22 protein-coding genes are annotated in these 26,600 nt (G+C 48.8%); 12 read left to right on the plus strand and 10 right to left on the minus strand.

The window, feature by feature from the left end:
* Position 1: 1 nt before the first annotated feature.
* From N7E60_RS06670 to N7E60_RS06690, 5 genes are all read right to left on the minus strand, one after another.
* Positions 2–1,267 carry an ABC transporter substrate-binding protein gene (locus N7E60_RS06670; protein ID WP_269598463.1) on the minus strand — a complete coding sequence of 422 codons (1,266 nt, stop codon included), beginning with the start codon at positions 1,265–1,267 and terminating at the stop codon, positions 2–4.
* Positions 1,267–2,715 carry an ATP-binding protein gene (locus tag N7E60_RS06675; protein WP_077456085.1) on the minus strand — a complete coding sequence of 483 codons (1,449 nt, stop codon included), beginning with the start codon at positions 2,713–2,715 and terminating at the stop codon, positions 1,267–1,269. The genes N7E60_RS06670 and N7E60_RS06675 overlap by 1 nt, the downstream gene beginning before the upstream one ends.
* A complete protein-coding gene (locus tag N7E60_RS06680; protein WP_069587752.1) occupies positions 2,705–3,424 on the minus strand; it encodes a response regulator in 720 nt (239 codons plus the stop codon). The genes N7E60_RS06675 and N7E60_RS06680 overlap by 11 nt, the downstream gene beginning before the upstream one ends.
* 233 nt (positions 3,425–3,657) lie before the next feature.
* Positions 3,658–3,759 (minus strand): MetS family NSS transporter small subunit, encoded by a 102-nt coding sequence (locus N7E60_RS06685; protein ID WP_096628241.1) that lies wholly within the window; start codon positions 3,757–3,759, stop codon positions 3,658–3,660.
* Complete coding sequence (locus tag N7E60_RS06690; RefSeq protein ID WP_069587598.1) at positions 3,756–5,243, minus strand: sodium-dependent transporter; 1,488 nt, start codon at positions 5,241–5,243, stop codon at positions 3,756–3,758. Before N7E60_RS06690 ends, N7E60_RS06685 begins: the two co-directional genes overlap by 4 nt.
* Before the next feature lie 972 nt (positions 5,244–6,215).
* Here N7E60_RS06690 and N7E60_RS06695 point away from each other — a divergent pair.
* From N7E60_RS06695 to emrD, 5 genes are all read left to right on the plus strand, one after another.
* Positions 6,216–7,463, plus strand: a complete 1,248-nt coding sequence (locus N7E60_RS06695) for a patatin-like phospholipase family protein (RefSeq protein ID WP_269598464.1) — start codon at positions 6,216–6,218, stop codon at positions 7,461–7,463.
* 3 nt (positions 7,464–7,466) lie between these two features.
* Positions 7,467–8,024, plus strand: coding sequence for a sugar O-acetyltransferase (locus N7E60_RS06700; RefSeq protein WP_269598465.1), 558 nt, complete (start codon positions 7,467–7,469; stop codon positions 8,022–8,024).
* 119 nt (positions 8,025–8,143) lie between these two features.
* The gene (locus N7E60_RS06705) at positions 8,144–8,749 is read left to right on the plus strand and encodes a GTP cyclohydrolase II (RefSeq protein ID WP_269598466.1); all 606 of its coding nucleotides are present in this window, start codon (positions 8,144–8,146) and stop codon (positions 8,747–8,749) included.
* 110 nt (positions 8,750–8,859) lie between these two features.
* The gene (locus tag N7E60_RS06710; protein WP_096628245.1) at positions 8,860–9,321 is read left to right on the plus strand and encodes a methyltransferase family protein; all 462 of its coding nucleotides are present in this window, start codon (positions 8,860–8,862) and stop codon (positions 9,319–9,321) included.
* 193 nt (positions 9,322–9,514) lie between these two features.
* The gene (gene emrD / locus N7E60_RS06715) at positions 9,515–10,726 is read left to right on the plus strand and encodes a multidrug efflux MFS transporter EmrD (RefSeq protein WP_269598467.1); all 1,212 of its coding nucleotides are present in this window, start codon (positions 9,515–9,517) and stop codon (positions 10,724–10,726) included.
* 109 nt (positions 10,727–10,835) lie between these two features.
* Here the strand turns inward: emrD and N7E60_RS06720 are convergent, their stop codons facing one another.
* The gene (locus N7E60_RS06720; protein ID WP_077479363.1) at positions 10,836–11,171 is read right to left on the minus strand and encodes a DUF440 family protein; all 336 of its coding nucleotides are present in this window, start codon (positions 11,169–11,171) and stop codon (positions 10,836–10,838) included.
* A gap of 186 nt (positions 11,172–11,357) precedes the next feature.
* On the opposite strand from N7E60_RS06720, the gene N7E60_RS06725 reads away from it, so the two are divergent.
* From N7E60_RS06725 to N7E60_RS06735, 3 genes are all read left to right on the plus strand, one after another.
* Positions 11,358–12,200: a hypothetical protein gene (locus tag N7E60_RS06725; protein WP_077674888.1), complete on the plus strand. Its 843-nt coding sequence runs from the start codon at positions 11,358–11,360 to the stop codon at positions 12,198–12,200.
* Positions 12,201–12,550: 350 nt separating this feature from the next.
* Entirely contained in the window at positions 12,551–13,921 is a 1,371-nt protein-coding gene (locus N7E60_RS06730) for a YjiH family protein (protein WP_269598468.1), read from the plus strand.
* A gap of 182 nt (positions 13,922–14,103) precedes the next feature.
* Positions 14,104–14,751: an esterase/lipase family protein gene (locus tag N7E60_RS06735; RefSeq protein ID WP_269598469.1), complete on the plus strand. Its 648-nt coding sequence runs from the start codon at positions 14,104–14,106 to the stop codon at positions 14,749–14,751.
* A gap of 2 nt (positions 14,752–14,753) precedes the next feature.
* Here the strand turns inward: N7E60_RS06735 and N7E60_RS06740 are convergent, their stop codons facing one another.
* Together N7E60_RS06740 and N7E60_RS06745 are read right to left on the minus strand one after the other, a co-directional pair.
* Positions 14,754–16,025: a DASH family cryptochrome gene (locus tag N7E60_RS06740; RefSeq protein WP_269598470.1), complete on the minus strand. Its 1,272-nt coding sequence runs from the start codon at positions 16,023–16,025 to the stop codon at positions 14,754–14,756.
* 98 nt (positions 16,026–16,123) lie between these two features.
* Positions 16,124–16,456: a DUF3392 domain-containing protein gene (locus N7E60_RS06745; RefSeq protein WP_077640328.1), complete on the minus strand. Its 333-nt coding sequence runs from the start codon at positions 16,454–16,456 to the stop codon at positions 16,124–16,126.
* A 92-nt stretch (positions 16,457–16,548) separates the two neighbouring features.
* Between N7E60_RS06745 and N7E60_RS06750 the strand changes: the two genes are divergently transcribed.
* Entirely contained in the window at positions 16,549–17,490 is a 942-nt protein-coding gene (locus N7E60_RS06750) for a Gfo/Idh/MocA family protein (RefSeq protein WP_269598471.1), read from the plus strand.
* A gap of 13 nt (positions 17,491–17,503) precedes the next feature.
* On the opposite strand, the gene N7E60_RS06755 is transcribed toward N7E60_RS06750, so the two are convergent.
* Positions 17,504–18,835 carry an ABC1 kinase family protein gene (locus tag N7E60_RS06755; protein WP_269598472.1) on the minus strand — a complete coding sequence of 444 codons (1,332 nt, stop codon included), beginning with the start codon at positions 18,833–18,835 and terminating at the stop codon, positions 17,504–17,506.
* Positions 18,836–19,137: 302 nt separating this feature from the next.
* Positions 19,138–21,534, minus strand: a complete 2,397-nt coding sequence (locus tag N7E60_RS06760) for a DEAD/DEAH box helicase family protein (RefSeq protein WP_269598473.1) — start codon at positions 21,532–21,534, stop codon at positions 19,138–19,140.
* Here N7E60_RS06760 and N7E60_RS06765 point away from each other — a divergent pair.
* The 3 genes from N7E60_RS06765 (at position 21,513) to N7E60_RS06775 (ending at position 26,473) form a co-directional block, all read left to right on the plus strand.
* Complete coding sequence (locus N7E60_RS06765; protein ID WP_269598474.1) at positions 21,513–22,187, plus strand: class I SAM-dependent methyltransferase; 675 nt, start codon at positions 21,513–21,515, stop codon at positions 22,185–22,187. The two genes, N7E60_RS06760 and N7E60_RS06765, sit on opposite strands and share 22 nt — an antisense overlap.
* Positions 22,188–22,884: 697 nt before the next feature.
* The gene (locus N7E60_RS06770) at positions 22,885–24,558 is read left to right on the plus strand and encodes a methyl-accepting chemotaxis protein (protein ID WP_269598475.1); all 1,674 of its coding nucleotides are present in this window, start codon (positions 22,885–22,887) and stop codon (positions 24,556–24,558) included.
* A 166-nt stretch (positions 24,559–24,724) separates the two neighbouring features.
* Positions 24,725–26,473: a formate--tetrahydrofolate ligase gene (locus N7E60_RS06775; RefSeq protein ID WP_269598476.1), complete on the plus strand. Its 1,749-nt coding sequence runs from the start codon at positions 24,725–24,727 to the stop codon at positions 26,471–26,473.
* Positions 26,474–26,600: the final 127 nt, after the last annotated feature.

The following is a 26,600-nucleotide window of genomic DNA, read 5'->3' on the forward strand; positions in this document are numbered from 1 at the left end:
ATTAGGCCTGTGCAGATAAAATGGCGCGATAGAGGGCTTGGGTCGCCTCCTCGGGTGTTTGCTTAGGGTTATAAAAGAATTCATTAATCACATCAAAAATCGCGCTTTGGACGTAACGGGTGGTCGATAATCCATGCGACATACTTGGGCTAAGCGTGTTGTGCTGCTCGGCATAGAGAAAGGCCTGACGCGATTTTTCGGCACAGGTGTCCCCGTTCGGGAGTGGGATATCAAAGCGAATAGGCAGTGAGCCTTTGTAGCGATTGAAATCGCGTTGAAACTGGGGTGTTAGCAAGTATTCGGCCATATCTGTTTGGCTTTGTCGCTCTTCGGCATTGTTTGGCTTAAAAAAGACAAAGCTATCTATGTTATAGCTAAACGCTTGCTCTGTACCGGGGACCGCGACACAGGTAAAGCTTTTTCCCTCTTGCTGATCCGCAGCAAGAAATTCGCCTTTCGCCCAATCGCCCATCACTTGCATGCCCGCTTGGTTATCGATCAATAGCCGTGTGGTATCACTCCAATTCCGGCCGAGATTGTCGGAGTCGGTGTAGGGGCGCATTTGGGCTAAGAGAGAAAATGATTTTGTGACGCCGTCACTTAATAGCGCCTCGCGATCAAAGTCGAGAAAGGCTTGCTGATAATGTTCAGGCCCCATTACGGATAAGGCGAGTGTGTCAAACAAGGTCGCCACCTGCCAAGGTTCTCCGCCTAATGCCAGTGGGATATAGCCAGCCTGCTGTAGCTTGTCAGCAGCGGTAAAAAAGCTCTCAAAATCATGGGGAATGGCCGCCCCCGCGTCCTCAAAGGCACGCAGATTGATCCAAAGCCAGTTCACGCGGTGAATATTAATCGGGGCCGCGACATAATCCCCTTGGTATTGCATCACGTCACGAAGCGGGGCAGGGATTTTGTCTTCCCAGTGTTCTGCTTCCGCAATGTCATTGAGGTTGCGTAAAAAGCCTAAACGCGCCCATTCGGTAATCTCTGGTCCTTTAATCTGTGCGGCGAGGGGAGGATTACCACTGATTGCGCGGATCCTTAAGGTATTCATCGCGCTGATCCCCGCTTGTCCGCCGACCGCAAAATCACGCCATTGATGACCGCGTTGCTCGATCCCAGCGCGTAAAACAGAGGCCGCTTTGGCTTCTCCTGCCGACGTCCACCAATGGAGAACTTCCACTTCGCTGGCATGGGCGGCAGGCGTCACATACAGCAGTGTCGATTGAATGACGCTGGCGCACAGTGCTTTAAGAGTCAATCGCATTATTCTTCTACCCGTGGAAAACTAATATCGACTTGCAGGCCACCTTCATTGCGGTTGCTGAGTACCATGTCACCGCCGTGGGCATGAATAATATCACGCGCAATGCCAAGCCCTAACCCTGAGCCCTCGTTATCGGTATGAAGGCGCACATAGGGGTCAAAGACTGAGTCGAGCTCTTCTTCCGGGATCCCTGGCCCTTGGTCGATGAGGGTGATATCCAGCGTGTGTTCGGCATCCATCACATAGATGGTGACTTGTTCGCCGTATTTAACGCCGTTATCAATCAGGTTGGATAAACAGCGTTTAAACGCCAGAGGTTTACAGGTAAAGCCTTTCACCGCCTCACATTCGATGGTGACACGCACCCGATCTTGATTGTGGGGCTCGGCAATCACCGCCAAGAAATCAATCACATCAATCTCGGCCATGTTTTCGTGAATGTCGGTATCACGCACGGTTTGAACGGCACCTTTTACCATGATTTCGAGCTCATCCAAGTCTTTGTTCATTTTGGCGGCTTGGATATCATCATCAATCAATTCGGCCCGCAGACGTAATCGGGTTATCGGGGTTTTTAAATCATGTGACATCGAGCGAAATAGGGTTTCACGCTCTCGCAAATGCCGTTGTAATCGACGCTGCATACGGTTGAATGCGCGCGTCACAATCGCGATCTCTGCAGCGCCTTCTTCTTTGAGTGGTGGTTGTTCAATGTCTGTACTAAACAGGTTCGCCGCTTTCGCTAAACGTTTGAGTGGCCGCGCTTGTTGACGAATTAAACTGTAAGTAAACAACAACAGTAACGCGGTGATCACCACAATAAAGACCACCTGATCCGCCGTGATCAACGTATCGTCTAAGGTGACATACGGCGCGGGGAGCAAGGCTGCGATGTAAATCCACTCATTGCTTTTGAGCTCCATTTGCACCACTAAAATCGGGGGATTAAGTGGCTCAAGGCTCAGAGTATGATGCGCCCATGATTTGGGTAGGTCGCGGAGTAATATGTCGTTGTTTAAGACGCGCAGCGTCTCGGGGCGGGAAAATTCCACGTCAATGGTGCTCAGCGCGGGCAATTGCGCCTCTAGCACTTGCGAGACGGTATTGACCGCTACCTGTTTCGCTTGGGTCTCTTCTATGGGGGTGATGTTGATTTTTTCTTTGTTGAAAGAGACAAAAAAACGGGTTCCGCCCATATTGCGTAGCTGATTTAATGCGATATGGCGGTACGCGACGGGCAAGGACTGAAAAAAGGTGGTTGTCGATGCGAACATATTCGCCAAGCTGGCTGACGCGGACTCTAAACCCGCCAGCTGCGTGCGTTTGGATTGGGTGTACCAAATTGATGTCGCGATCACCTGTGCGAGCACGACGGACAATAGGGTCAGGAGCAGCGTACGCGAGAGGAGCGAGCGCGGTACGAGCCGTTGTAACCACTCATGATTCATATTGGATCTCAGCGACAAACATATAGCCCGCACCGCGGACGGTTTTGATTAGGTTTGCTTTACCATTATCACGCAGGCGCTGTCGTAGGCGACTCACTTGGACATCTATGCCTCGTTCTTGTGGCTGAGCGTCGCGACCGCGGGTGGCTTGGCTAATGGCGTTGCGATCTAACAATTGGTGGGGGTTATCTATAAACAACATCAGCAGTGCATAATCCGATGCCGAGAGTTCAATCTCCATGCCGGTGACCACTTGATGTAGCTGTTGTGTAGCCGGCTCCAAGCGCCATTGCCCAAACCGAATCGCTTTCGGCCGCGATAAGGTCGTTTCTTGCAATTGTTGGGTGCGGCGAAGCAAAGCACGAATACGCGCAATGAGCTGGCGAGGACTAAAGGGTTTGGCAATATAATCATCTGCGCCCAGTTCTAGGCCAACGATTTGATCGGTCTCATCAGACACTGCGGTGAGCATAATGATTGGCACACTGGAGTCTTTGCGAATGGCTTTACATAAGGTAAAGCCATCATCACCGGGAAGCATCACGTCAAGTAAGATAAGGTCTGGGTATTGGACCGCAAGCTTCGAGCGCATTTCATGACCATTTTGCGCGGTGGTCACTTCATATCCTGCTTTGGACAGATAGGCCTGCAAAAGCTCGCGAATTTCTACATCGTCATCAACCACTAAAATGCGTTTGGCTGCAGCCATAGCGCCGATACCCTTTTTTACCAACATCAATGAGCGCCATTATCGGTGGTTTGGGCCTGTGATGCTACTGACAATGACGCACTTTGCATAATTAATCAGCGACTTGATCAAGGTCAGACCACATCCTTTAGACAGAACGAACGAGAATGCAGGCAAACAAAGAATAAAATAGCCGAAATCGAAAAAGCCCTCCGAAGAGGGCTTTAGAAATCTTAGCGAGATGCTCGACAGGATTACTCGCTATCGCTGTGCATTGCTTTGTGAATACACAGTGCCGCGCCACCCCATGTGACCGCGAAACCAATGATCATCATTACAATTGCGCCTGTGGTCATGATTCTGTCTCCATATCGCGTGCGGGCGTTGTGGTTGAGTTCACGATAATGCCAACGACAACCATGGCTGCGACGAGCCCCCAACCTAGGGTGATGAGTTCGAATTGTGCATAGCCGCCGTATCCTTCATTAACCGTGTTGATCAAGTTTTTGGTGATGATCACGGCCAACATAATTGGGCTGACAAAGCGGATACACACTTCCATCCACTGGCCAACACTAAACTCAGACACGCGGTTAACGTATTGGCGAATATCGGAAAGTTTCACCAACCAGCCGACGACAATGAGCTCAATCAAACAGCTTGCTAGCAGCGCTACGTTGTTGACGAAGTAGTCCACCAAATCGAGAAGCAGCAGGCCGCCATTGGTTGCAAAGGCCATCGAAACCACGAAGCCAACGCCGCAGACGGCTGTCGCTGCCTTTTCACGTGCAAGGTTCAGCTTATCCATGATCGATGCAGTCACTGCTTCGATAATCGAAATGTGTGAGCTCAGCCCCGCGACGACAAGCGCCAGGAAGAACAATGGCCCGAGGATATAGGGGATCGGCAGTAAGTTGATCGCCGCTGGTAGCGTGACAAAGGCAAGCCCTACACCACCACTGACGACATCGGTAATACCTTTACTTTGCTCTGCTGCCATGTAGCCCAAAATGGAGAAGATCAATACCCCTGCCACAATGGAGAAGCCGCAGTTGATCAGCACTGTCATCAAGGCGTTGTTGTTTACGTCCGATTTTTCAGGCAGGTAGCTGGAGTAGGCCAGCATGATGGCAAACCCAACGGACAAGGTGAAGAAAATCTGTCCATAGGCGGCCGACCAGACTTTTGCATCCAACAACTTGCTAAAGTCAGGCGCAAATAAGTAGTTCAAGCCATCAAGGGCACCTGGCAGCATCACCACGCGGCCAATCAGTAAGATCACCATGATAAATAGCAGCGGCATCATAATCTTGCTGGCTTTTTCAATCCCACCTTTGACACCACGGTAGACAGCTGCATAAGTGATTGCCCATGCGATGATCATCGGAATTGCAATATGCCATTGCCAATCGCCTAAGTTGGTGGGTGAATTTTCTCCTAGCTTCAAATAGTCAGAGAAAAAGAACGCGTTGGTATCTGTGCCCCAATCTTGGCCAAACGAGAAGCCAAAATAAGAGATGGCCCAACCAATAACGGCAACATAGTAAATACCGATGGTTGCGGCGATCAGAACTTGGAACCAGCCTAACCATTCAAACTTGGTATTGAGTTTAGAAAAGACCACAGGCGACGAGCCGCGGAGTTTTTTGCCTAACCCAAACTCCATGATCATAAAGGGGATACCGGCGGTGAGCATGGCGAAAAGGTATGGAATAAAAAAGGCGCCGCCACCGTTTTCGTAGGCCATATAAGGGAATCGCCAAATGTTCCCTAAGCCAATCGCTGACCCGACAGCGGCTAAAATAAAGCCAGCGCGCGAGCCCCATTGTTCTCGTTTCATATCTACTCCTTTGCGAATCGCTACCATCTTTCACCATATAGGTATCGCAGTGTTGTGAGGCTGCAGATCGTTTTATGGCTTATATGAAAGAAATAGCACATTCCCACAATTATAAGTTTTAACTTCCTGTTGCCCGTATGTTGAAATTTTTATCTAGGACGGGCATTGATGGCAGATTAAGCACTGGTCAGGCCTAAATCAATAGCCGCAAAACCAAGCAGTTAGCACAAAAATTTTTGTTAACTTGGTGTAAACAATTATAAATGGTGTTTCATGCTGGACTTTTGCTTTTTAGGTAGACGATTGAGCTGTCAAAGTTATCAATAAAGGCGAATGATCGTTATTTTGATTTGCTGTCTGGGTGACGAAAAAAACAGCAAAATGCCCCCTTGAATTGAAGTTCACACAGGTGTCTTTACTCGCGGATCCTCACGATGAGGATAGGGAAAACATGATGACCGCCTCAGATTCGCCATTTTATTCGCTACATAATAGCGATGTTTTTCATCTTTTAATCAGTAGTTTAGCTTTGTAAGAGCCAACCTAATCGACGTCGGTGCAGCTTTGACAGGAGAGGGTATATACTTGGATTAATAGGTATTGCAACTTATCCGCGGCGTCTTTGGGTTAATCATTATGTCAACAAGGAGTATCAGCATGGATAAAACACTTGCATACGCACTGACAACCGCTGTTTGCGCGCTGGGTATGATTTTCACTTTTGCTGCAGTCGCTGTGTTGTCTTAATTATCATCGGTTCGCTGTTAACGAGAATGGACACTGGCGCCCTAATTGTGAGTAGCGACGTTGCGCGGTAAGCGTTACCATGCATAGCGGCGAGCGCGCAGGAAGTGGTCGAATACACTGAAAGCGATACGCTAATCAAAAGCTACACGCTAATAAATAGCTATGCTCGTATAAAGCGTTATGCACGATGAATAAGGGGCGAAAGTGTTAAGAAGTAAGCAAGCTTTGACAGACAACTCTCCCGGTACGGCAATGCCAATTGCACCGCGCCATTTTACCCGGCCACAGCGTATCGCGCTGGTACTGCAGGGAGGCGGGCAACGCGGGATTTTTACCGCAGGCGTGCTTGATGCATTTCTTAGTGCCCGCTTTGATCCGTTTCAACTTTATTTGGGGACGTCTGCCGGCGCACTCAACTTGACGGCATATGTATGCCAGCAGCACCGTTATGGACATCGGTTTATCACTGAGCTCACCACGCAAGAGCGCTTTTTCCACCTGATGAAGTATGTGCGTCGCCAACACCATATGGATTTAGATTGGGCGCTTAGTACGGCATTGCCGGGTCATGAGGCTGCGCTGGACATTGAAACAGCGAAGCTACACTTGAACGGAAGAGAGGCCTACGCGTGCGTGACTGAAGTTGATACCCTGAAACCGGCCTTTTTCTCGATTACCGATGACACTTGGCCAGATGCACTCAAAGCAACCTGTGCCATCCCTTTGCTTTATCCGCACCCGGTTTGCATTAATGGTAAGCGCTATGTTGACGGTGGCGTGAGTGCCGCTGTTCCAGCGAAAGAAGCCTTCGCTCGTGGGGCGGATATTATTGTGGTGATTCGCACCGAGCCGACGTTGGAGCAAGACAAAGGCAGCTCAGAAGATCAAAGCCACTTTTTGGATACATTACGGACCAAGTTTGAAGCCAAAAAGCCGCAGTTTAAGCTCTCTGACTATCTCTCTAATTTTGAATTTAAGTACCGTCTAACCCGGTTTGAGACCTTTCAGAAGGAGTTGAACAAGCAGTTGGCCGAACTCTCCGAACGCTACAAGTCCAGCCGTGAGCAATGGGTGAGCCGTGTTCGCGATGGAATGAGAGAAAAAGCGATGCAAAACGGTGGACGCTGGCTCTTTGGCGGCGACACGATTTACCGGTTGCAGTCGTTATCGGGTAAACCGCTGAGCAGCGAGATGCTCAAAATGCTCACTACGCACTATCAAAGCTATCAAAACGAATTGCAGTTTTTAGCCGAGCCACCACCTCGGGCACAGGTGTTACAAATTGCGCCGAGCGCACCGCTACAAAGCAGTGCATTATTGAGTAAGCCTGAACAACTCGATGCGGACTATCAACTGGGCTTATCGCTTGGCAATCAGTTTATGGCGCAATACGGCGATGCTCTCAATACCATATCAACCGTTAAAAGTGAGGCTTTTGAGCCCACCTCAGTAGCGTTACCACACCAAGGATAGGCGATGACGGAGTTTGAAAAAATGCAGCGGGGGTTGCCGTATTCCCCAGCCGATGAGGAATTAACCTTATTTCGCTATGCTGCGCGCCGCTTATGCCAACAGTTTAATCGTATCGATCCTGAAGACGCCGATAACCTTGCGATAGTAACGACCAAGCTATTTGCAGGGATCGGATCCAATGTGGACATTGATGCGCCGTTTTTTTGTCACTACGGGATGAATATTGAAATCGGCGATAACGTTAGTATTGGACCTAATTGCACCATGCTTGATGGGGCCCATGTTCGGATCGGGCATAATGTCAGCATCGGTCCCAATGTGGGTATCTATACCACGCGCCATCGCGTACTGCCGCTCGACATTACTCGTGGAGAGTGTGAAACCTCACAAAGCGTGATTGTTGGCAATAACGTCATTATCGAGGGCAACACTGTGATCAAAGCAGGCGTTGCGATTGGTGAGGGTGTGGTGATTGAGGCGGGATCAGTGGTGGATACAGATATCGAACCTTTTTCCATTGTGGCAGGTAATCCAGCCGAGGTTGTCCGGCGTTTACAATAGAGGTAGCCATTACTTGGGTGGAAAATGTTATAATATAACATTTTCTAATTGGCATCCTGGTAACGCTGTAGTAATGTTAACGCCCTGATTCGGGTGTCAGTAGTAAGAGACAAATTCTAATGGTAAAAGTAAGGGCTCGGGTGCCTCTGAACGTTGGAGTAGGGAGCCACATCCCTGCCGAAATTCTATCTTTTGAAGGACTAGCGTCTGGACAGGAGCACGTTGCGCTTATTTTTAAACAAGCGGACGTGACCGATCCAACTCCCCTAGTGCGAATGCATTCTGAGTGCTTAACGGGCGATGTATTCCATTCATCACGGTGTGATTGTGGTGAGCAGCTCGAAGAAACGATCCAAAAGATGGGGGAAGATGGCGGGATTATCCTCTATCTTCGTCAAGAAGGGCGTGGAATTGGCCTGTACAATAAGCTTGATGCTTATGAGCTACAAAGCCAAGGCATGACCACTTACGAAGCCAATAACCATCTTGGCTTTGCAGACGATTTACGTGACTTTACTGAAGCCGTACAAATGCTAAAAGCCTTGGACATTCATCGCATTCGGTTAGTGACCAACAACCCGAAAAAGATCGAAGAACTCCAAGCTGCCGGTATTGATCTCAAAGAAGTGATTGGCACCAAAGCGCACCTCAAAGAAGGCAATCGCAATTATTTAAAAGCCAAAATTGAGCATGGCAAACATCGTCTGAATATCGAGCAAGATTAAGCGGTAGTGAGTTGTGCTTAGTCGCAAACTTTACACAAGGGCAGTGACAGTCACTGCCCTTTTTCGATACAGTGCGGCGCGATATATAAGCTTTCACTCAAGGACGAGTCATGAAAACGCAATTTTGGCAGTATATTTTCCCACCTTTGCCACCCATTGCGATGTTACTCACCGTGGGTTTCGGTGTGTTGCTCAACCACTATTTTTCTTTTCCGTTCAGATTAGGTTCGCCATATTGGGCTGGGTTTCCGCTTGCTCTGGCCATCGGGCTGCTGGTGGCGGCGAAGTGGGCATTTCATCGTCATCACACCACCGTTGATCCAATCAAAGAGCCATCAGCCTTAGTCACAACCGGCATTTATGCCTATACGCGCAATCCGATGTATCTCGCTTTGGTACTGATCATCGTTAGTGCTGGATTCTACTTTAATTCTCTTTGGTGTTGGGGCTTGGTTCCCGCCTATATGACCTACCTGTCAATGACCTTTATCTTCTCTGAAGAGCAGCGACTCGCTGCGCATTGGCCCGACGCTTTTGCTGAATATCGGGCACAAGTCAGACGCTGGATTTGAGATTAGAAAAACTAATCTCAATCATGATAAAGAATCGTGTTGCGGCGACTAAACGCCCATTGCTTTCCCCACTGCTCAGGCCTATTATCGCGCTGTCTTTGGTTGTGATGTTTTTCGTGTGCCTAGCGTAGAACTTTGCAACATCCACTTATCAAATCATTATTTCGCATAATTCATTTTTAGGAGTGTAGGAATGTCTTCGGCAATGCCTATGGGTAAGTTGTTGCTGCTCATTGTAATGCTGGCTGCGGTGGGTCAAATGACTCAAACCATGTATGTTCCATCGATTGCAGCGATGGCCGCAGATTTCTCGGTATCACCGGCGCTATTGCAGGCGGTGATGGCGTGCTACTTGATCCCGTACGGGCTGTCTCAGTTTATTTATGGCCCCATCTCCGACCGCATTGGGCGTAAGCCCGTTATTTTGGCCGGCCTTGCCATATTCTTGGTCGGGACAGGGATCACGCTGTTGGCGCATTCCTATTCGTGGTTTTTAGTGGGCAGTGTGGTGCAAGGCGCTGGGATTGGCTGTGGTGGCGCCATGGCGCGCACCTTAACCCGAGATTGTTTCTCTGGCGCGAAGTTGCACCGTGCTAACAGTTTGGTGAGTATGGGGCTTATCTTCTCACCATTAATGGCGCCTTTATTAGGAGGATACCTTACCGAGGTATTGCACTGGCGGGCGAGTTACTTTTTCTTGCTGCTGCTAGCGATCGTGGTCTATGCAGTGATGGCGCTGCGTTTTACCGAAACGTTACCGCAAGAGGCACGTCAGCCTGGTAATTTTATCGGTCGTTACCGCCATGTCATGAGCTCGCGGCGTTTTCGAGGTTACCTGCTGTGTTTGATCACGGTCTTCTCGGGCGTGTCGGTCTTTGAAGCGGCCGCTGGGGTGATTATGTCTGATGGATTACATTTATCACCGACGCTGATCAGTGTCCTTTTTGTAGCGCCACTGCCTGCCTATTTAGTGGGCTCGGGCCTATCTAGCCGCTTTGCCGATACCATAGGCTACTACGCGACATTGACGCTGGGTAGCGTAATGGCATTAATGGGGGCAGGGATCCTTGTTGTATCAGGATTAATGGGCGAGATTTCTGTGTATAGCTTGATTGGCGGCGGTTGTGTGTATTTTGCCGGTGCAGGCGTGTTATTTCCTGCGGCCAGTACGGGGGCACTGAGCCCATTTCCTTATCATGCGGGCACAGCCGGTGCTATCTTGGGGGGCGCTCAAAACCTGCTTGCAGGTCTTGTGACGCTAGCGGCCAGTCGATTAGGTGTCGCGAGTCAGCTTTCTCTGGGCTCAATGATGCTTGCTCTCGGCATACTGGCGAGCATTGGCTTGATGATGAGTTATCGTGCGGACCAACACGGGGACGATCCTACCTCGGCACCGGTCCACTAAGGATACAAATGCAAACGGCAGCATGGGCTGCCGTTTTTAACTTCTCATCCAGACCATAGCGGTCGAGAAAGGCGAGCTGTCACGTCAATCGTAGACGTGAGGTCTGCCATCAGTGCAGTTGTGTGGGGCTGCGTTTCCACAATAAGTGGCAGAATTTTTCTTCCGGATCGCGGCTGAGTAGCATACGCACAAACACATCGGCCAAGGCGCCTTCTTTTGCCATCCCAATTTGTACTTCCGCACAGTGGGCGAGGTTGATGTCGGGCCCGACATGCTCAGGCCAATCGCTGCCGACTTCAACCACGATGGCGCCGCCGTCTTCCTCAAAATGGGATTCGTATGCCGCCAAATCGTCATACTCCAAATTATCCGGTGCCATCTCCGCGAAGATCTCAAAGGCGGTTTCGAGGATTTCATCCAAGCTCATTAGCGCTGATTGCGTCATTGGGTGCTCTCTATTCGTTCTGGGCGTGCTCGGACTATACCACGGTGGTTACGAATTCTCAGCCCGTCAATTATCCAACGCGACAGCTGGCAAGGATTATGCTTAACTTTACGCAGAGCCCTATACTCAATTTAAGCAAGCGCGTTGATACAGCGTGAGATTCGGTGGTAGAGCGTTGATTTGTCCATGCAGATGACCAACAATAGCGCACGCATTCAACCTTGTGTGAAAGTCGTGACTCAGTTGCAATCTCAAACGGCTTATTTACCAGAGCCGGATCGGCGCTCGCCGCTACAATCTGAATTTATCCCTGTCATGGTCAAAGCGATCAAACAGCTTCGTGCTTTGATCGGTAAGCGGCTTCACAGTGTCTACGTGAGCGGCGATATTGTCTGGCGTCGTGCGACAGTGGGGGAGTCTGTCCTGCATTTAACCGTGGTATGCCACCAACCACTAACGCTTGACCAATCCAGTGCCATGAATACCTTGTTATGGCGAATTAAAACCAGCCATAGCAAAGTCATCGATGGCTGTCATATCGACACTGTGACAGTGTCACAAGTTCGTGATTTGGCCGAAATCTTTCACTGGGGCTTCTTTTTCAAACATCGTGCAATGTGCCTGTATGGTCAAGATCTTTCCGAGAGTTTTGGCCATTTCGAGGCGAGTTGGGAAGTAGCGAAAGCGATGAATCCTGATTTGAGCGGTAAACTGGCACGTGCCAAGCATAAAATTCAAGCGGCCACGACATGGAACACGCAACTGACTGCAGCTCAGCGCATTGCCGATACCTTAATTCGTGGTGCGTTTGGCTTGGTATTGCATAAAGAAGGAACGTGGACGGAATCTCTACCTGACTGTGCAGAATTGTTTATTAAGCATTATCCTGCTAAACAACAAGCAATTGAGCGACTTTTTATCCTGCTAGATCGCAAACCTGTAAAAAAACGTGCTGTTATGATGCTCCTCAATGACTTTGGTGACTGGTTGATCAAAGAATATGCACGTATTGACTTTAAAATCGGTTAGCAGGACCAATACGCAGTGTATATCAACCCGTTATCCAAAAACGTGGTTACGATAATCTGTGAGCTGGCCCACCTTATACCCTACAAGTTGCTAACGGAATCTGATCTTGGTCAATAAAATAGTGTAACAAACTTTTCACAAATGAAGGTTTGATGAACTATAAAACGCAATTGAGCCGTAGTAGTTGTGCTCTATGGATGTATTTATTCAGTATTTATGACTAAATAAACATTTACATCGCATGCATGATTCGGTAATCTCGATTGCAGATAGTCACCGTGAGTGAATAATTAATCGACAATTTGTCGTTTTATCACTGTGACACAAATAAAAATTCAGGATTCAGACGTATGCAAAAAACTGACTATCTCTCGACGACGGTGCCTTCGATGAGAAATATTCTGATGTTCGCCATCCCATCGCTTCTTGGCTTACTTCTCTTTATGACGCCGGTGAATTTCGGCGACGGTGTCACCATCCCCATTGCGGTCATGGCCGGAAGTGTTCTTGATCTATTGGGCGGCTCGGCAACCGCTGTGGTCACCGCATTGGTGGTTTTCAGTGCGGTCACCTCATTGATTGTCACGCTAGCCAAACCCCGCTTTATTACTCGTCACGGTTTCCTCAACGGCCTATTCAATGTTTCACCGATTTGGCTAGCCACCCGTGTGATTGGTGGTGTATTTGTTGCCATGACCTTCTTCGGTTACGGCTCTGAACTGATCATGGGTGAGCTTACTGGCGCGTTTGTGCTTAACGATCTGCTGCCTATCCTGCTGTCTGTGTTTATTTTTGCCGGATTGCTGTTGCCATTGCTGACCAGTTTTGGCCTGCTGGAGATGTTAGGCGCCGTTTTCACCAAAGTGATGCGTCCATTATTTGGCTTGCCTGGCCGCTCGGCGGTTGACTGTGCGGCATCTTGGTTAGGCGACGGCAGTGTCGGTATCTTGATGACGAGCAAGCAATACGAGCAAGGTTTTTACACGCAGCGTGAAGCCGCGGTTGTCGGTACCACCTTCTCAGCGGTATCGATCAGCTTTAGCTTGGTTGTGATCGCCCAAGTTGACTTGATGCACATGTTTACTTGGTTCTACTTGGCGGTGTGTCTGGCGGGGATTGCTGCAGCGATTATTGTTCCTCGTCTTCCGCCGCTTTGCTGGAAAAAAGACGAGTTGATTGACGGCTCAACCCGCGAATCGAACGAAGAAGTGTTGCCTGAAGGTCATACTACGCTGAGCTACGGCTTACAGTGCGCGCTTAACCGTGCTGAAAAAATTCGCTCGGTGAACAGCGTACTCAAAGAAGGGGCTCAAAACGCGGTTGATATGGTACTGGGCGTACTCCCTGTCGTGATGGCGATTGGTACAGCAGCGTTGATGGTGGCTGAGTACACCAGTATCTTTAACGTACTAGGTGCACCGTTTGTTCCTTTGCTTGAGCTACTGCATATTCCTGAGGCGGTTAAAGCATCAGAAACTATTGTGATTGGTTTTGCGGATATGTTCATCCCTGCCATTCTTGCCGCGGAAATTGATAGCGAAATGACTCGCTTTGTGATTGCAGCGATGTCGGTCACGCAGTTGATTTACATGTCAGAAGTGGGCGCTTTGCTGCTAGGCAGTAAAATTCCAGTCAAAATCTGGGAACTGTTTGTGATCTTTATTTTGCGCACCTTGGTGACCTTACCGGTGATCGCTGGTGTCGCACATTTGATTTTCTAAGCCGATAGGCCAGAACAGTCTGTTAAGCGCCTCGCGTTTTCAACGTGGGGCGTTTTTTTGGGGTCACGAATCCATGCAGTAGCACGTTATGCTTGGTATGGTAAATGCACGCGGATTATCTCGCATGTCACCACTCGTCTATCACGAAATGATAAGCGGTAAGGGTTTAATAAGGAGATGGGATGAAAATAGTGACACTTCATGGGCTGTACATGCACGGTGTGTTTTTGATCCCGCTAAGTGAACGCCTAGAAAAGCAAGGACATGAGGTGCTCAACCTTTCTTATAACACCCTAGATCCGGACTTTGAACAAATTGCTCGTCGCATCAATGCGTTTATTGATCATCAGCCCACGATTTTAATCGGCCACTCGATGGGCGGGCTGATTATTCGTCGCTATTTGGAGCAGAGTGTGCAATTAGACGATAACCCTGCTGATGCGGTACACGCGGTGATTACCCTAGGCACCCCCCATCAAGGAGCAACACTCGCCAAGGTGTTTGATGATTTAGGGTGGGGCGGCTGGCTGTTTCAACGGAGCCAATCTATTTTGTTGCCCGATGAGGTGATGCCCTGGCAGGGATTACCGCCTTTGCACAGTATTGCCGGAAATTGCCCGTGGGGCCCAGCATCGCTGCTGATAAAGAACCAAGTTTGCGACGGTACTGTGCTGGTCGAAGAAACCAAAATCGAAGGCATGAGCAGCCATGATATCTTTCCGCTCACCCACATTGCATTGCTGTTTTCTCGTCGGGTGAGCGATAAAGTGATCGCCATTATCGACAGCTACCAGCCTGCTTCCGACCAAGCCGCACAAGTTGAACCCTAACGCTAATGTGACGGAACCTCATCGGCGAGCCAGCGAGCAATAAACGTCCCCTCAGGATCGTATTGTGCAGTTTGCTTGTCGAGATTAAACCGGCGACTGCCGCGCGGGTCTGCACCGACACCGGCGAGGTATTGCCAATTACCATAGTTAGCGGCGACATCGAAATCAATCAGTTGCTGCTCAAAGTAAGCTGCGCCGTAACGCCAGTCCACACCGAGCTCATGCACCAAGCAGCTCGCGACTAATTGACGACTCCGATTCGACATCCATCCCGTGTGTTTTAGCTGGCGCATGGCGGCATTGATGATCGGGAAGTCGGTGTTGCCTTCACGCCATGCCATAAAGGCTTCGGCGTAAAACGTGGTGAGCGGACGTTTATCGGCAATGCCTCTAAAACGGAAAAAGCGCGCTCCGTAGTGGTACAACATCCACTGGAAATACTCCCGCCACAGGAGCTCAAAATAGAGCCAATAGGTAGACTCATTTTTTTCCACATTACGCTCATAACGGTCCAGCTCTGCAGCGACCCAACGCACAGACAAACAACCATTGGCTAGCCATGCGGATAAACGGGATGAAAAATCCCAACCATCCAAACCATTTCGCGTCTCTTTGTAGCGCTGAATACGATGGGTATCCCATAAGTAATGATTCAGTTGCGCGCGGCCAGCAATCTCTCCACCTTGATATGGTGCAATGCGGCGATCCGATAAAGGTGCGGGCTCGGTAACTATACCATCGATAGGACGCGGTAAGGACTCTGGCACGGCAAGCGGTAAACGTGGCGGAATGTCGCGCTTTTCGACCGCTTTTCTAAATTGCGTAAAGGTGGCTGGAATATCCGGTAAATCAAAGGGCAACTGATGCTGACTAAACAGTGTATGTGCATCAGACACCACCACACGTTGTGGAAACCGGCTAACAAGGGTATCTATTTGCTGGCGCTCAAAGGGGCCTGGGTGATCGGTGACACCAATAACATCAATTTGATGTTGAGTACACAGGTCGGCGAGCACTTCCAAAGGTGTGCCTGTTCTAATAATGAGTTTTTGTCCCATGACGTCGAGCGCGCGATGAAGCTCGATAAGGCTTTGCCACAAAAACGCTTCGCGCTGAGGGCCGAGATGTTTACTTTGGAAGTGATCCGCGCGTGACCAGCGCGGATCAATGACGAACACACAGGTGAGTTCGTCACAGCTCGAAGCAAGATTGGCGAGCGCAGGGTTGTCATGAATTCGAAGGTCGTGGCGAAACCACATCAGTCCGCGTTGCATGTTGATCTCCTTTTTCTCGCCAATACGCCGAGAATCGACATCCAGATTGATCAGTAAGTATGGATGCCGATGTTTTAAACAGCGAATTGGGTCTAGGATTAGATCTGTCGTTGACGTTGCGCCCAATAGCCAACAAACACAAAGACACCTACCACGGCGCACATCAGCCATTGATCAGGCCATGCGCGCATTTTCGCGGCGAGCCAAGGGGAGACTGCCACAATAAATGCGCCGTAGCCAAATGCATTGATGCCGATAAACACCAAGGTGCGGACAAAAAAGTTGTGGCCGGTCAGTAAACGACGCAGGGTACGGTTAATGTCGTTACCAAACACCACCAATAAAGATGCGGTGACCGCAATGGCGATTTCGTTTAACCAAGGGGTTAGCCAAGCGCCGCCTTGGGCAAGCCAAGAGATAATAATATTCATAATTCGTCACACTCTGTAGAATGCTGCTAGGTTACTGATTTCTACTAGCGACTTCCAGCCTCAACGCAAGTCGCGCGCGGTAAGGAGAAAACATGAGAATTGCCTCGATAGGGTTGGGTGACATCGCCCAAAAGGCATACCTGCCACTACTTGCAAGCTGGCCCGATCTCGACTGGGTCTTGTGTAGCCGCCAAGCCGATACACTCGCGAAATTGGCGCAGCAGTATCGGGTAGCGCACACAGCAGCCAATGTTGAAGAAGTATTGGCGCTGAACGTGGATGGGGTGATGATTCATGCTGCCACTCATGCTCATTCGGCGTTGGTGCGTCCGTTCTTAGCCGCAGGTATTCCCGTGTTTGTCGACAAACCGGTGGCCCAATCGGGGGCGGATGTTGAAGCTCTCTTTAACCTTGCTGAAAAGCATAATACGCCTTTGTTTGCAGGATTTAATCGCCGTTATTTGCCGTTGTTAAACGCCCATTTAAACGGCCAGCGCCCAGAAGATGAACTCGGCTCGCTCCTGTTGTCGTTGCGATGGGAAAAGCATCGTCATGCGCTGCCAGATGCGCCCCGTCGATTCATTTTCGATGACTTTATTCACCCGCTTGACAGTATTAACCTGCACGGTGACATGAACATTGATGATTTGGATGTGTTTGCCCAGTTTGATGAAGGACTGCTCGCGCGTTTAGATATTCGTTGGCATCGCGACAATAGCTTATTTGAAGCCAGTATGAATCGCCAATATGGCGCCACCAAGGAAACCATTGCCGCAGCCTACCGTAACGAGTGTTACTTCTTTGATGGATTTACGCGCGGTGAACGCATGCAAGACAATCAAGTCGCGCAATTGGCTCTCCCTGATTGGACGGGCATGCAGGCCAGCAAAGGGTTTGAAGCCATGTTGAACCACTGGTTTGAGGTGGTCCAAACGGGCCGGATCGATGCCGCTATTACCGCACGCAGTGTGGCCTCTCATTGGGTGGCCGAAGACTTAGTCGCCTATTGTGAAGCGCTGCGAGACAATGGTTAATTCGCTTGCATGATTAGGCTGTTTTTACGCGCTCTGCCGTGAGGTAAGGCATTAGCAGGGTTCGCACATTTAAAGTGACATCCAATTTGGCAGCCAGCAAATATAGTCCCGCAATTTTACGATGCAAAAATAGCGCATCCGCCGGCGGTGTGTGCCAATAGCCTTGCTCCATACTCAGCGCCATCCCACGGTTACGTAAACGGGTGGCTAAATCGGCTTGACCAAAATTAAAGGGCGCATCCGTCGCTATTGGCTCACAGGCGGTGTTCACAAGCTCAAGCACACTGGCTTTTTGCTCCGGTAAGATCGCCTCGGCAAAAAAGCCAATTTGGGTCAGCGCTGCGTCAATGCCGGGGTTATCTTTTTCAATGGCAGCTAAGAACAACTTGCGATAGCCCTCAGTAAATCGTGAGGTGTACTGACGGGTTGCACCAAAATCGAGCAAGACGATACGGCCACTTTCTGGTTGGTATAAATAATTGGCGAAGTTAGGATCTGTTTGGACTTCCCCAAACACAAACACCTCTTCAAAGAGTAGGGTAAAGAGTTGACTCACCGCGCGATGACGCACTGCAGGCTCGGCTTTTGTTAGGGTTTCAATCGGTTCACCCGCCATAAAATCCATGGTCAACACGCGATCTGTGGTTAAGGTTGAATGGATATTGGGCACCACTAAATCCGTAAGGGCATTCAGCCGCTCGTTAAAGCGCATCATGGCATTCGCTTCTTTACGATAATCGGCTTCATCATGCAGCTGTTGCTTCGCTTCATCGAGTAAGGCTTGGTAATTGGCTTCTTTGGGGATCAGGCCACTCAAGCGCAATAAGGTAATCACATTATCGACATCGCTATCGATGCTGTCTTTAATCCGCGGGTACTGAACCTTCACCGCCACTTTGTCACCAGCATCGGTATAGGCTTCGTGCACTTGGCCTATCGACGCTGACGCGATGGGCGAAAAACGAAAGTGGGTAAAAGCTTGCTTCCATTCGGGCCCCCACTGCTCGGTGAGTACTTGGTTAAGTTGGGTAGATGGCATAGGCGTGGCATGATTGCGTAATCGAGCCAATAAATCACTGAGCTCGGGTGGGATTAAATCGCCCGCATCCATCGACAATAACTGACCGACCTTCATCGCTGCACCGCGCAAATCCGCCAGTTTGTCCGCTACATGGGCGATATTAGCCGGCGACATCACCAAATCTTTACGGCTCGGCCGATTGCCTTGTGCAAACTGCTTCGCACCTTCCCACGCCACATTCGACGCCACACGCCCCGCTAGGGAAGCCAGTGCTCCTAACCGAGAATATCGCCCATGAGGAACCTTGCTACTTTTCATAACCATCTCCTTATCACCCACTTAGTGTACGGTATAAACCGAGGAATGGTTTGGTGGAGATTTACGCTGATCACACTATCCTTGTTTATTGCGCTCGTTCCCACGCTCCTGCGTGGGAATGCATATTGAGGTAAAATAGTCACCAAATCACCGAGCGCATGTAATTAGGCTACATGTAGGAACCGTTGAAGTGCTGTAACCTAGTTTTGTGCAATAGCTTGCTTTGCACTTAAGTCCAGTGACTATGTTGAGTTCATGGTTAGCGGCTTTGAGTCAATTGACTCTATTTAAAGCAAGTTTTTGCACACTTAACTAGAAGTTTCTTTATTTCCACGCTGACCATAAGTTGTCAGTAGATAGTCAACAAGCTCTACTATGGCGCTACTAAGCACTTCCGTATCGTCCTGCCTAACTGGACAGTTGAGAACAAATCGGTTATTTTCGACGCGAAACCATGCTGCTGCCGTTTTCGTCTCCTTGGTGAAAGCAGCTATCGGATTATTTTTCCAATAGGCTAACCAAGCGGTAGAATTTGCGGGCTCTCCCTTCATTTTATTAAGGATATCGCGCTCAGCAAGGAGAGGGTAATGCTGCAAAAGATACCAGCTTTTTTCTGCCAAGTCGTTTAGGCTAGGGGGCGTAAGTAGGCCATCGAGTGCTATAAAAGCCCGCAATGTTATCGCTTTAAAACATTTGGTCATGCTTGTTTTTTGTACGCCCTGTCGCAGAAATTCAAAATATGGGATTAGTTTCTGCACTTCCTTGTCATCTTTTTCGTAGGCAGCCACTAGTTCAAACCAGCTACCATGATTTTTATCGGCTTTCTTCAGGCTTTTGTACTCATGATAAAATTCGGTTGCTGTTGGCCTATGTCCCAGTTTTTGTTCCAAGTACATCAAATCTTCTAAAGCTGTTGTGCGCTGTTGCTCCGCTAATTTCTGCCAGAAGTCTGTTATTTCTAGATCAAAGTTGGTAAAGCAGCCTTTTGGAAGCTCCGGAGATTTCACCTTCTTCACGGCTTGCCGGATGCTTGAAGCTCCGAGTATGGCCATAGGCTTCAATAGGAAGCTGTGATGGTTACCGATAAAGTCCATAACAACTAAGTGAGTTTTATTCTCTGCCAATCGTAAGCCTCGGCCCAATTGCTGTAGAAATACAATCTTAGATTCACTGGGGCGTAACATCATAACAGTATCAATGCTCGGTAAATCTACCCCTTCATTAAACAGGTCAACAGTGAATAAGACTTTCAGTTGTCCGTCTTTTAGGAGTGATAGAGCTTGATTTCGACGCAAAGGTGACTTGCTATGAACTGCGGCAGATGTGACGCCATGGCGATTAAAATAATCTGCCATATAATCGGCGTGTTTGGTGGATACACAGAATGCTAAAGTGCGATGCTGTTTGTATTTATTCCAAGTCTCAAGAGCATGCTTAGCTCGAAGTTGGCTGGCAAACTGATGCTCCAAAGCTTCGGGATCAAATTTACCATTCCGCCAAGGTATAGAGGTGTAATCGACATGACCATCCCAGATCCCGTAGTAATGGAAAGGCACTAAAGCGCCATTGTCTATGCCATGAACTAGGTTGCGTTCAAAGACTAGATTATTATCACACAGACTCAGAATATCAGCTTGGTCACTTCGTTCCGGCGTTGCGGTAAGGCCCAGCATAAATTGAGGTTTGAAGTAATCAAGCAAGATACGGTAGATTGGCGCGCTTGCATGATGAAATTCATCGACTACAACGTAATCAAAATGGCTCGGATCAAACTGGGCGAGATGCTCTTTTTTCCCGATGGTCTGAATAGATGCGAATAAGCAGTCAGCATCTTTTTGACGTACCTTGCTAGCGTAAAGTCCCGTGCTGTAGTCCGGCAGTAGCTGAGAAAACGTACTCTGAGCCTGTCGTAAAATTTCCTCCCGATGAGCAACAAACAAGACTCGTTCAGCTTTTATCTGCTGTGCATCAAAAGCACTTAACCAAGTTTTCCCCATTCCCGTTGCTAGGACAACTAAACCCCGAAGATACCCCTGTTCTCTAGTGTCAGCCAAAGCTTTTAAAGCTAGCTCTTGGTCCGGTTTTGGGTAGATAGCCTCTTTTATTTCTGAAGGAAACAAGTGAGTCACTTGAGGTGGATTACGCCGTACAATATATTGCTGGACCCATTCAAATGTCAGCTCGGTGGTCTGGTGGTGATGAAAGATATAATCAAATGCCTCACGTATTCGGGAAAACTGGTTTTGACTATAGCTGTTATCCTTGATGAGATCATAGCGTAAGGCCCACTCATGGGCGTCAGTCAATGCTTGTCGACTGAGGTTATTTGAGCCGATAAAGGCACAGCCTTCTCTTTGTTCATTGCAGATAAAAATGTACGCTTTCATATGAAAGCCATCTTTCGGTTGACATTGATAGACCCGCAACTCCGCCCCAGGCAGACTGAGCAGTTGTTCTAGCGCTTTTGGATCAGTGATATGTAAATAGTCAGATGTCAATATCTTGAGGCTTGCTCCACGTTCAAGCGCTTCATGGAGGGCATCTAAAATAAGGGTAAGACCGCTAAGGCGGATAAAAGATACCGTTATTTCTATTTCATTGGCATGATTGATAGCATGGAGTAGTTGAGGCAATAAGGGCTGCTGCGATCCGGTCGTGAGAACATCCGGATGTTGAGTTAAAGTTGAAACTTCTTGTCCTGACACTGAGCCATATCCTGTTAATGATGAGCTTATCAAAATGGATTGACCGAATAATGACATACTGTAATACAGTTAAATCCTCCGTTCACTACTATAACGAGCATGCCGCTACTTTTATATTTACAACTCAAAAGGTTGATATGAGTAATCTCTACCAGCAACTGACTCCGTTACTACCAGTTGGAGCTGCTATTCTTGATGCTGGTTGTGGTTCTGGACGTGATGCGTTGAATTTTAAAAAAATGGGGTTTGACGTTGAAGCGTTCGATGCAAGTAAAGCTATGTCGGAGGCTGCATCGCAACTTATTGGGCACAAAGTACACTGCTGTACGTTCATGGAGTTCTCATCTCAAAAGAGCTTTGATGCGATCTGGGCCTGCGCAAGTTTGCTTCATGTCCCTCATAAAAATTTGCCAGAAACTTTTGAACATTTGGCTCAATTCCTTTCAAACGAGGGGAAATTTATCGTCAGTTTTAAATATGGAGACTCTGAGCGTCAAGAGGGAGAACGTCACTTCACGGATATGAATGAAGAGCGTTTTGAACAGGTCATTCGGGATGTCGGTGGTCTAACTATAAGAAAAACCTGGCTTACATCAGATAATAGGCCACAAAATGAGACAATGTGGTTTAATGCCATTTTACATAAACTTTAAAGAAGTCGCTATTTGCCTCTATCGCATAAGGTTGGTTAGCGTATGGCAATTGGATGACGTACTGAAAAAGCAGGGGAATGGTTTGGTGGTAATTACAAGCTCTTGATTTTAAGGCGCAACTCACCGGATAATCGTCAACTTGTACGTGCTTAGCTCCCCACTCCTGCGTGGAAGTGACGTAATCGTTATAAGCATGGATGAGAGTCTTTTATAGAAGCGTGATAAAAACAAAATGAAGTCACTATTACTAAAAACACTTGAAAGCCTAATACTCTTTGTTGCTCTTCCTTTTCTAGTCAGTTTCGGGACCATAAAGCTGTTTTCAAACTACGAATACTGGGGTTTCAGCGAGTACAAAGCAGGTATTCACACTGGTGTGATAACGTTTATCTCCATCATGACGTCTAAGGTCTGTGCATATCTAGACCGTAAAAATAGAGTCATTAACACAGAGCGAAGTCATAGTGCGCTCGATAATTGATCCTATGTTCCTCTCTCCACAGATAATCATGGGATGAAAAATCACACCCACGCCACGATATGACACGGTTCCTACCAGTTACATGACACTTCAACCAGTATCACAGCTTCGCTAATTGAGTGTCGCTTAGTTCATAGAAAACAGCTGGTTATGTTTTATCCTGTCTAGCTAAGTAGTAGCATTTGCTTACAAAATTAGTCTGTAGGGTAAATGCTAATGAAGCTGATGTTTAAAACAAAAATACTGCTGCTTGCCATTGTGCCGCTTATTGCCTCGATATTGATTTTGAGTGCGATCACGGCACATAACGAGCGGACACTAATAGAAGAGAACATTGCCACGTTTCGGGAAAAACTAGTCAACGAGCGTAAAAAACAACTCGAAGAAGTGACTCAGGTGGCCGAGAACATTGTAGAACGCATCAATCCCGGTACCAGTGAGGCACGTCTAGCGGCGCTGAAAACGGCGCTTACTGATGTGAAATTTGGCGAAGCGGGTTACTTTTTTATCTACAACAAACAGGGGATTAATGTGTTTCACCCTGTTAAACCAGCCCTTGAAGGGAAAAACCTGATTGATTTTACCGATCCGAAAGGCAACAAGGTTATTCAAGGCCTGCTTGAGGCCGCACAGCGAGGCGATGGCTTTTTCAATTTTATGTTTGATAAGCCCGGCGCTGACCAGCTGATTGAGAAAATTGGCTATGCGGTGATGATCAATAATGGTCGATGGTTGCTTGGTACCGGTGCCTATATCGATGATATCGAGCGAGAGGTAGCCGCTTATCGCAGTGAAGCAGAGCAAGCATTGGATGCTCAGATCTGGCGTTTAACCTTGCTTGGGTTGGGCACGGTGATTATCACAGTGTTGCTAGTGAGCTGGTTTACGCAGCGCATTGGTGAACCAGTGAAAAACATGCTCGATAAGCTTAATGATATTGCCAGTGGCGAGGGCGATCTCACTCAGCGCTTGCATGTGCACGGCCATGATGAAATTGCCCAACTTGGTCATGCGTTTAATCGCTTTGTGGACAAACTACAGCAAACTATCCAACGGGTCGCTCAGGTCACCGCACAAGTGAATAGCACTGCCAGTGATATGGCGCGGCAGACCGCGACGGTAGCCCAGCACTTACAAACTCATGATAACGAAACCGAGCAAGTGGTGACCGCGGTGACAGAGATGAGCTCTGCTGCGCAGGAAGTAGCACAAAACACCACGCAGGTTGCTGATGCCGCTACGTCTGCCACCCAAGATGCGCAAAACGCGCAAACCCAAGTGCATGAATCTATCGCGTCGGTTGAGCGGTTGGTGGCGAAAATGAGCGAGTCGAGTCAGCAAGTGGATCAGCTTAAAGCTCAGTCAGATAAAATCACCTCGGTACTGTCTGTGATTGGTGAAATTGCCGAGCAAACCAATCTGCTGGCGCTAAATGCAGCGATTGAAGCCGCCCGTGCGGGCGAGCAGGGCAGAGGCTTTGCGGTGGTGGCCGATGAAGTGCGCACCTTGGCCAGTCGTACCCAAACCAGCACTCATGAGATCCGTGACATGCTTGATGGTCTACACGTGCATGTGGATAGTGCCGTCAAAACCATTGCTGATAGCGATCAAGAGTGCCAATGCATGGCAACGATTTCAGCGCAAATTGGCGAACGAATCACCTCGGTGAGTGCGGCGTTCTCGCAAGTAAACGATATGACCTCGCAAATAGCTAGCGCGGCGTCAGAACAAACCACGGTCACAGAAGATATTCATCGTAATCTGGTATCGATTCGCGACATTGTCGCTAGCTTGTTGACCTCCAGTGAGGCATCGTCACATGCGGCGGAAGAGCTGAGCTCGCTTGGCCAAGATCTCGATACCTTGGTCGGGCAATTTAAAGTCGCCTAAATCTCCCTTGATTCGCTCCCACGCGAAAGCGTACGCGCAAGGCATGATAAAAACGTTAAAGGACGCTTACGGCAAGCGTCCTTTCGCTTTACAATATGCAATTTAGCGGTATTATGCTCACGCAAACGTTTGCTTTGAACATATTGTGCGCTATTGAGAGGGTTTCATGCTACCTGATGTCGAGATCTGTCGTAACACCACACTCGCCCCCATATCTACCATTGCCAAGCAAGCTGGCCTCCTTGACTCAGAGTTTAAAACGCAAGGTAGCTATAAAGCCAAAATCTCTCTCGATTGCTTAAAGCGTCTTGCCCCCAACCGAACGGGAAAGTTAGTCCTGGTCACCGCCATCACTCCCACGCCCTTGGGTGAAGGCAAAACCGTCACCACCATTGGTCTTGCGCAAGGCTTGGCGAAACTGAATCATTCTGTAACAGCGTGTATTCGTCAGCCTTCGATGGGGCCCGTATTTGGTGTGAAAGGTGGTGCAGCTGGCGGTGGTTATTCGCAAGTGGCTCCGATGGAGGAGCTCAACCTCCATCTGACGGGTGATATTCATGCGGTGACCGCGGCGCACAACTTGGCTGCTGCGGCTATTGATGCGCGAATTTATCACGAGCAACGTCGAGGCTATGACGATTTTGAGGCGCGCAGTGGCTTAAAAGCGTTAAAAATCGACCCAAATCGGGTGGTCTGGAAGCGGGTGATGGATCACAACGATCGCGCTTTGCGTATGGTAACTGTGGGTAAAAACGAGCCGGGCAAAACCATCAACGGCTACGAGCGTGAAGGCGGGTTTGATATCTCTGCCGCCTCTGAGCTAATGGCGATTTTGGCGTTGGCGAGCGATCTTCGCGATCTGCGTCAGCGCATCGGCCGCATAGTGTTGGCTTATAGCCATACCGGTGAGCCGATCACCACCGAAGATTTACAAGTAGCTGGCGCGATGGCGGTCAGTATGAAAGAAGCGATTGAACCCACCTTGATGCAAACCCTAGAAGGCGTGCCGACACTGATTCACGCCGGTCCGTTTGCCAATATTGCCCATGGTAATTCGTCAATTATCGCCGATAACATTGCGCTTAAGCTAGGTGATTATACCGTCACCGAAGGTGGCTTTGGCTCGGACATGGGATTTGAAAAAGCCTGCAACATTAAAGCGCAAGCATCCGGTAAAGCGCCAGACTGTGCAGTGATTGTGGCGACATTGCGCGGCTTAAAAGCCAACTCGGGTCACTACAATTTACAGCCTGGTCAGCCTATGCCCGACGCGCTCTTTGCGGATGATAATGAGGCATTAGTAGCAGGGTTCGAAAACCTCAAATGGCATATCAATAATGTGACTCAATATGGTGTGCCGGCGGTGGTGGCGATTAATCGCTTTCCACAAGACAGTGATGCGGAGCTTGCGACACTCAAGGCGATGATTGAAGCGCTGCCCAACAAGGTGCGGGTAGCGATCAGTGAAGGCTTTGCCCAAGGTGGTGAGGGTACGCGTGAACTGGCGGAACAAGTGGTCGCGCAATGTAAAACCAATGCATCATTCTCGCCCTTGTATCACGCCCAGCAAAGCTTGGAAGAAAAACTAATGGCGGTTGCGGAAGTTAGTTATGGCGCGGGAAGCGTGACGTTAAGTGACACCGCGAAACAGCAACTGCAACAATTTAAAGCGCAAGGATATGACGGCTTGGCAGTCTGTTTGGCGAAAACGCCACTGTCTATTTCAACCGATGATGCGATAAAAGGCGCTCCCAAAGGCTTTGATGTACCGATCCGCGAGTTGAAATTATGCGCGGGTGCCGGATTTGTCTATGCCTTATGTGGCAACGTGATGACCATGCCCGGTCTACCGGAAAAACCAGCGTTTATGAACCTTGACCTTGATGATGAGGGTAATATTGTTGGGTTGAGTTAATGAGACTAACCCTCGCGAGAGCCGCTGTTGTCAGCGGCTTTTTTGTTTTTGCTAGATGCGGCCACGCTCGTCATTGTCTTCATGGTAGCGTGGTGTGGTATCCTCTCTGACCTTAATTCTCCCACCG

This window comes from Salinivibrio proteolyticus, from assembly GCF_027286365.1.
Taxonomy (GTDB): domain Bacteria; phylum Pseudomonadota; class Gammaproteobacteria; order Enterobacterales; family Vibrionaceae; genus Salinivibrio; species Salinivibrio proteolyticus.

Coding starts and splice junctions, on each gene's coding strand:
- N7E60_RS06710 (WP_096628245.1), top strand. CDS start 8,860: ATGAAAACGCAATTTTGGCAGTATATTTTCCCACCTTTGCCACCCATT.
- N7E60_RS06675 (WP_077456085.1), bottom strand. CDS start 2,715: ATGAATCATGAGTGGTTACAACGGCTCGTACCGCGCTCGCTCCTCTCG.
- N7E60_RS06775 (WP_269598476.1), top strand. CDS start 24,725: ATGCTACCTGATGTCGAGATCTGTCGTAACACCACACTCGCCCCCATA.
- N7E60_RS06770 (WP_269598475.1), top strand. CDS start 22,885: ATGAAGCTGATGTTTAAAACAAAAATACTGCTGCTTGCCATTGTGCCG.
- N7E60_RS06755 (WP_269598472.1), bottom strand. CDS start 18,835: ATGGTTATGAAAAGTAGCAAGGTTCCTCATGGGCGATATTCTCGGTTA.
- N7E60_RS06740 (WP_269598470.1), bottom strand. CDS start 16,025: ATGCAACGCGGACTGATGTGGTTTCGCCACGACCTTCGAATTCATGAC.
- N7E60_RS06690 (WP_069587598.1), bottom strand. CDS start 5,243: ATGAAACGAGAACAATGGGGCTCGCGCGCTGGCTTTATTTTAGCCGCT.
- N7E60_RS06750 (WP_269598471.1), top strand. CDS start 16,549: ATGAGAATTGCCTCGATAGGGTTGGGTGACATCGCCCAAAAGGCATAC.
- N7E60_RS06700 (WP_269598465.1), top strand. CDS start 7,467: ATGACGGAGTTTGAAAAAATGCAGCGGGGGTTGCCGTATTCCCCAGCC.
- N7E60_RS06670 (WP_269598463.1), bottom strand. CDS start 1,267: ATGCGATTGACTCTTAAAGCACTGTGCGCCAGCGTCATTCAATCGACA.
- emrD (WP_269598467.1), top strand. CDS start 9,515: ATGTCTTCGGCAATGCCTATGGGTAAGTTGTTGCTGCTCATTGTAATG.
- N7E60_RS06725 (WP_077674888.1), top strand. CDS start 11,358: ATGCAGATGACCAACAATAGCGCACGCATTCAACCTTGTGTGAAAGTC.
- N7E60_RS06685 (WP_096628241.1), bottom strand. CDS start 3,759: ATGACCACAGGCGCAATTGTAATGATGATCATTGGTTTCGCGGTCACA.
- N7E60_RS06735 (WP_269598469.1), top strand. CDS start 14,104: ATGAAAATAGTGACACTTCATGGGCTGTACATGCACGGTGTGTTTTTG.
- N7E60_RS06680 (WP_069587752.1), bottom strand. CDS start 3,424: ATGGCTGCAGCCAAACGCATTTTAGTGGTTGATGACGATGTAGAAATT.
- N7E60_RS06720 (WP_077479363.1), bottom strand. CDS start 11,171: ATGACGCAATCAGCGCTAATGAGCTTGGATGAAATCCTCGAAACCGCC.
- N7E60_RS06730 (WP_269598468.1), top strand. CDS start 12,551: ATGCAAAAAACTGACTATCTCTCGACGACGGTGCCTTCGATGAGAAAT.
- N7E60_RS06705 (WP_269598466.1), top strand. CDS start 8,144: ATGGTAAAAGTAAGGGCTCGGGTGCCTCTGAACGTTGGAGTAGGGAGC.
- N7E60_RS06745 (WP_077640328.1), bottom strand. CDS start 16,456: ATGAATATTATTATCTCTTGGCTTGCCCAAGGCGGCGCTTGGCTAACC.